At 65.2% G+C, this 4994-nt stretch carries 6 protein-coding genes and 2 pseudogenes; 3 read left to right on the top strand and 5 right to left on the bottom strand.

Annotated elements, in window-relative coordinates:
• A pseudogene (locus V7Q81_RS14655) lies at positions 1 to 231 on the top strand (MFS transporter); the annotation flags it as partial.
• Between the two features lie 19 nt (positions 232 to 250).
• Here V7Q81_RS14655 and V7Q81_RS14650 read toward each other — a convergent pair.
• Both V7Q81_RS14650 and V7Q81_RS14645 read right to left on the bottom strand, forming a co-directional pair.
• Positions 251 to 592, bottom strand: coding sequence for an AzlD domain-containing protein (locus V7Q81_RS14650; RefSeq protein WP_333844743.1), 342 nt, complete (start codon positions 590 to 592; stop codon positions 251 to 253).
• Positions 582 to 1298 (bottom strand): AzlC family ABC transporter permease, encoded by a 717-nt coding sequence (locus tag V7Q81_RS14645; RefSeq protein WP_333844741.1) that lies wholly within the window; start codon positions 1296 to 1298, stop codon positions 582 to 584. Before V7Q81_RS14645 ends, V7Q81_RS14650 begins: the two co-directional genes overlap by 11 nt.
• A 46-nt stretch (positions 1299 to 1344) precedes the next feature.
• Here V7Q81_RS14645 and V7Q81_RS14640 point away from each other — a divergent pair, with 46 nt between their 5' ends.
• The gene (locus tag V7Q81_RS14640; protein ID WP_333844739.1) at positions 1345 to 2778 is read left to right on the top strand and encodes an NTP/NDP exchange transporter; all 1434 of its coding nucleotides are present in this window, start codon (positions 1345 to 1347) and stop codon (positions 2776 to 2778) included.
• Entirely contained in the window at positions 2775 to 3707 is a 933-nt protein-coding gene (locus V7Q81_RS14635; protein ID WP_333844737.1) for an aldo/keto reductase, read from the top strand. Before V7Q81_RS14640 ends, V7Q81_RS14635 begins: the two co-directional genes overlap by 4 nt.
• 283 nt (positions 3708 to 3990) lie before the next feature.
• Here the strand turns inward: V7Q81_RS14635 and merP are convergent, their stop codons facing one another.
• The 3 genes and pseudogenes from merP to V7Q81_RS14620 form a co-directional block, all read right to left on the bottom strand.
• Positions 3991 to 4290 carry a mercury resistance system periplasmic binding protein MerP gene (merP, locus tag V7Q81_RS14630; protein ID WP_333844733.1) on the bottom strand — a complete coding sequence of 100 codons (300 nt, stop codon included), beginning with the start codon at positions 4288 to 4290 and terminating at the stop codon, positions 3991 to 3993.
• A gap of 27 nt (positions 4291 to 4317) precedes the next feature.
• A complete protein-coding gene (locus V7Q81_RS14625) occupies positions 4318 to 4692 on the bottom strand; it encodes a mercuric transporter MerT family protein (RefSeq protein ID WP_333844730.1) in 375 nt (124 codons plus the stop codon).
• 16 nt (positions 4693 to 4708) lie between these two features.
• Positions 4709 to 4994: pseudogene (locus V7Q81_RS14620) on the bottom strand (mercury(II) reductase); the annotation flags it as partial.

The following is a 4994-nucleotide window of genomic DNA, read 5'->3' as shown; positions in this document are numbered from 1 at the left end:
ACCCTGCTCACCGAGACCCACACGCCCGCAGAGCGGGCCAAGACCCAGGGGGTGAACGATTTCTTAATCTTTCTCACCATGGCGACCTCCTCCTTTTCTTCTGGAGCACTCATCTCCAGCCAGGGATGGCAGCGCCTTAACCTGTGGTCGCTGCCCTTCCTGGTGGTGACGGGCACCGCTACAGCGGCGTGGCTACTCTTCGAGCGGCGCATGAGCCGTCGAGTGGCATAAGGCGATCAGGTGTCACCGTTCACATGGCGGACAGAAAGATCAGAAGCCCGGTGCCGACGGCCAGGCCCGGAACCAGGCCGCCGTGTCGCCACAGCATCACCGCCATGCCCGCCGCGGCGGCGACCAGCCGGAAGGCAAGGGGCGTTTCCGCCAGGATCCCCACCGGAAGCACGATGACCCGCGCCACCAGGGCCGCCAGCATGGCGTAGGTGACGCAGGTGAACCACTGGAATAGGGGGCTATGCAGGCGCAGCCGGCCGGCAAAAGCAACGCCCAGCCCTCGCCACAAATAAGTCCCTGCCGTGGCAGCCGCGAGCAGGATCCAGGGCCAATAGGGGGAGCGGGCGAGATCAGCAGCCACGGCGCTCCCACCTTCGTTCCAGCAGGAACGCGACCGATCCGCCCACCACGCCGCATAGCAGTAGGCTCCAGCTGGGCGCTGCCAGGTGTACCAAGGGACCGCTCACGCCCCCGATCAGGAGCGCGAGCCGGCTCGCCCGCTGGCGCACCTCCGCAAAGAGGAGAAAGAAAAAAAGTGGGTTCAGAAACACGAGCCCCAGGGTGACGGACGTGGGCACGTGACCCGCGGCGAGATAACCCAGGACCGTACCGGGCACCGATACGCCCCAGCACACTAGACCGAAACCGGTGAAGTACGGCAGCCGCTCTTCCGGCTTGAGGCGGGGAAAGGTGCTCATCATGGAGGCCCAGGTGGTCATGGAGATGAGGTGCACCAGGGCATACAGGAAGCGTCCCTGGTGGGCGCGGGGCACCTGGGGCATGAGGGTGAGGGTCATGGGCAAGAAGCGGGCGGCGGTGAGGGAGACAGCGAGGAAGATGGCGAGGCCCGAGGCGCCCACCGCGAACATTTCCACGAACACCACCTGCCCCGGCAGAGCATAGATGAGCAAACTGGTGGCGGAAGTCACCCACAAGCCCAGGCCGCTCTCCCGCCCCAGGGCTCCGAAACCCACCATGCCGGCGAACAGCACCATGGCTGGAGCGCCCAAGGCGTCCCGTGCCCCGGCCAGCAATGCACGACGAATTTCCGTATCGATCCAACGCATGCCCGCGATTGTATAGGCTTGCGCCGGTGGGGCGAACGACTTATCGTTGAGGGCGAATCCGCGCCTTGGCGAGCAGCGGCGCAGTCCGCATATCCCCCTGCGGCTCGCGGGCCGAGGAAAAGGACGTTCGTTCCACCAGGAAAAGCGCAACGACGGTCTCGTGCCTCCCACCCCGCGCCTGTCGCTGACCGGTATTCCCCGCCAGGAGCGGCCCGCTGCCTTGCTGGCGGGCGCCTACTTCTTCTGCCTGCTGTGCAGCTACTACGTGCTGCGGCCGGTACGAGACGAAATGGGTATCCAAGGGGGCGTGGAGACTCTGCCGTGGACCTTCACCGCCACCTTCGCCGCGATGCTCGCGGCGACGCCCTTGTTCGGCTGGGCGGTCGCTCGGATACGGCTGCGCCGCCTGGTACCCGTCGTATACCTCTTCTTCGCTGCGCATCTGCTCGCCTTCTACCTGGCACTGGAGGGTGGCGCTCCCCGGGAGCCCTTGGCTCGTGGCTTCTTCGTATGGGTGAGCGTGTTCAATCTGTTCGTCGTGTCCGTCTTCTGGAGCTTCATGGCGGATCTCTTCGACAGCGACCAGGCGAAACGGCTCTTCGGTGCCATTGCCGCTGGCGGCAGCCTCGGTGCGGTGACGGGCCCCCTGCTGACGGTGTGGCTAGCGCAGCAACTGGGGCCGGCCAACCTGCTCCTCGTCTCCTGCGCCTTTCTCGCTGCAACGCTGGCATTCATTGCCGCTCTGTTGCGGTGGTCCGACCGTTCAGCGTCCCCGGTCCCGGGCATGGCTCTCCGGGACCGGGCCGTGGGCGGCAGCCCGCTGGCGGGCTTGACCCTCACCCTGCGCTCGCCTTACCTCCTGGGCGTCGGCCTCTACATCGTGCTGTTCACGGCGCTGTCCACCTTTCTCTACTTCGAGCAAGCCCGCATCGTGCGCGACACTATCCCCACGCCGGGCGGCCGCACCCAGCTCTTCGCCGCCATGGACCTGGCGGTGAACACCCTCACCCTGGTGGGTCAGCTCTTCCTAACCGGCCGCGTCCTGGTACGCTACGGGCTTGGGCTGGCCCTTGCTGCTCTTCCCTTGCTTTCCCTCGTTGGCTTTGCCGTGCTGGCGGTGTTTCCGGTGCTGGGCGTGATCGTGGTATTCCAAGTTCTGCGGCGTGCCTGCAATTTCTTCCTCGCCAAACCAGCGCGGGAAGCGCTGTTCACCGTGATCTCGGTGGAAGAAAAATACAAGGCCAAGAACTTCATCGATACCGTGGTCTACCGGGGCGGCGACGCAGCGAGCGGCTGGCTGCACACGGCGCTGAAAGCACTGGGGCTGGGCGCCACAGGCATCTCCCTCGCCGCCCTGCCCCTGGCACTGCTGTCCCTTGTCCTCGGAATCAAGCTGGGCGCGCGCCACGAGGCCCTGCGCCGGCGCGCGTCATCCACGGCGTTCCCCACCCCTTCCATCGCGCAGAAAACCGTCCCATGACCGCTACTCCATCTTCCCCCCTGCGGCGCCGGGTGCTCCAAGCCATGGCGGCAAGCGCGGCCTTGGGCCCTGGCGCCTTCGCCCAAGTCCCCGGGGGCCAGGAAATCCTGAAGCGTCCGATCCCAAGGACCGGCGAGACGCTCCCGGTGATCGGGCTCGGCACTTACCGCACCTTCGACGTGGGGGGAAGTGCCGCCGAGCGCGCGCCCCTCAAGGAGGTGCTGCGGGGGTTCGTCCAGCGCGGGGGCACGCTGATCGACAGCTCCCCCATGTACGGAAGTGCAGAAACGGTGGTCGGAGACCTCGCTACCGGACTCGGGTTGGCGGGCCAGCTATTCTACGCCACCAAGGTCTGGACCACCGGCCGCGAGGCAGGCATCCGCCAGATGGAGCAGTCCTTGCGTCGCCTGCGGATCGCGCGCTTGGATCTCATGCAGATCCACAACCTCCTGGACCTGGACACTCATCGGCAAACGCTCAAGGCCTGGAAAGCGCAAGGCCGCATTCGCTACATCGGCATCACCCATTACCACGAAGGCGCCTACGACGCCTTGGAGCAGATCCTGAGGACCCGCGAGTTCGACTTCGTGCAACTCAACTATTCCATCGCTGAGCGAGAAGCGGAACGGCGGCTGCTGCCACTGGCTGCCGATACCGGAACTGCGGTGATCGCCAACCGGCCTTTCGCCCAGGCCAACCTGTTCTCGCGGGTAAGGGGGAAAAGCGTGCCGGAATGGGCCGCCGAGTTCGATTGCGCGAGCTGGGCCCAATTCTTTCTCAAATATATCGTTTCCCATCCGGCAGTCACCTGCGCCATTCCCGCCACGGGCAAGCCCCAGCACCTGGAAGACAACATGCAAGCGGGATACGGCCGGCTGCCGGATGCCGCGATGCGCCGCAAGATGGCAGCCTTCATTGACGCGCTTTAACGGGTTTCATAGGAAAGAAAGCACAAGTTTTCCGTAGGCGCGGGCCGAGCGGTGGAAAAGCCACACGCTCAGCTTGGACAAGCCCTCATACAAAGGGAGCAAAGAGGCATCGTTGATCAGGAAAGCGGCGCCGATCGCGGTGAGCGCCGAGCGGGCAGCGGTCACGCCAAGGCAGCAGGCCGCGGCAAAGCCCGCGCTTCATTAATGGCCAACTGCCCTGTGGGCACCTCCATCGAACCCTTTATTCCCCACGGGCCGGAAAAGTCGAGCCCGTAAGCCTCCGTCATCGCCGCGTCCCTTTGACGATGGCGGGATAGCCCGCGTTGGCCGTGGCTTCCATCAGTGCCTGCGGCGTGGTGCGGGTGTCGTCATAAGTGACCACGGCCTCCCTGGGCTCGTAGGTCACGACCGCCTGAATGACGCCCGGTACTTTTTCCAGGCTTTTTCTTACGGTAATGGGGCAGACAGGGCAGCTCATGCCGGGCACCTCCAGCACGACGGTCTGCTGTGCCGAAAAGGCCGGGACGCTCATCAGCATCCCCAGACCCAAGATACCCACGTACCTCCGCACACCTGTGTTCATCGCGCTCTATCTCCCATCAACACGTGATCAATAGAACAGCGGGGCGATATAGGGCGTAGCGCCGGAGAGTAGCACCAGCACCGCAACGGCCCAAAACAGGCCCTTGTACAAGCGCTGGGCCCGCGGCGCGGTGCACGGGGTGCCGGATGCGCACGATGTTTCCTCTCCCCCGGAGCGGTAAAGCCGGCGATAGGCCAGGACCAACACGACCGCCGCGACTCCGAGGAACAAGGGACGGTAGGGCTCAAGGGCAGTCAAGTGTGCCACCCAGGCGCCTCCGAGCCCCAGGCTCACCAGCGCCAGGGGCCCGAGGCAACACAGGGATACCCCGATCGCGGCCAGCGCCCCGCCTGCCAAGAAGCCCTTGAGGGTGGTTTCATTCGACTTTTCCAGTCTTGGCACGAGATTTCTCCGCGACTCAGCCCGCGCAACAGGAGAGCTTCTCGACGTCCTTCGCGAACGCCTGGGCGCACAGCCGCAGGCCTTCCACCATCGTCAAATAGGGAAAGAGCGACTCGGCTAGCTCGGCCATACTCATCCGCGCACGCAGCGCCAGGGCCGCCGCCTGAATGATTTCTCCCGCCTCGGAACCGAGCACATGGGCGCCCAGCAGTCGCCCGCTGCCCCGCGCCGCAACCAACTTGACAAAACCCCGCGTGTCGAAGTTGGCGAGCGCCCGGGGGACATTCTCCAGGGCCAGGAGA

Source organism: Pelomicrobium sp. (assembly GCF_036803785.1).
Lineage (GTDB): Bacteria > Pseudomonadota > Gammaproteobacteria > Burkholderiales > UBA6910 > Pelomicrobium.
This window is presented reverse-complemented; position numbering and strand designations above follow the sequence as displayed.

Bases quoted from the DNA above. Each gene is read 5' to 3' on its own strand.
- V7Q81_RS14645 (WP_333844741.1), bottom strand. From the start codon at position 1,298: ATGCGTTGGATCGATACGGAAATTCGTCGTGCATTGCTGGCCGGGGCA.
- V7Q81_RS14635 (WP_333844737.1), top strand. From the start codon at position 2,775: ATGACCGCTACTCCATCTTCCCCCCTGCGGCGCCGGGTGCTCCAAGCC.
- merP (WP_333844733.1), bottom strand. From the start codon at position 4,290: ATGAACACAGGTGTGCGGAGGTACGTGGGTATCTTGGGTCTGGGGATG.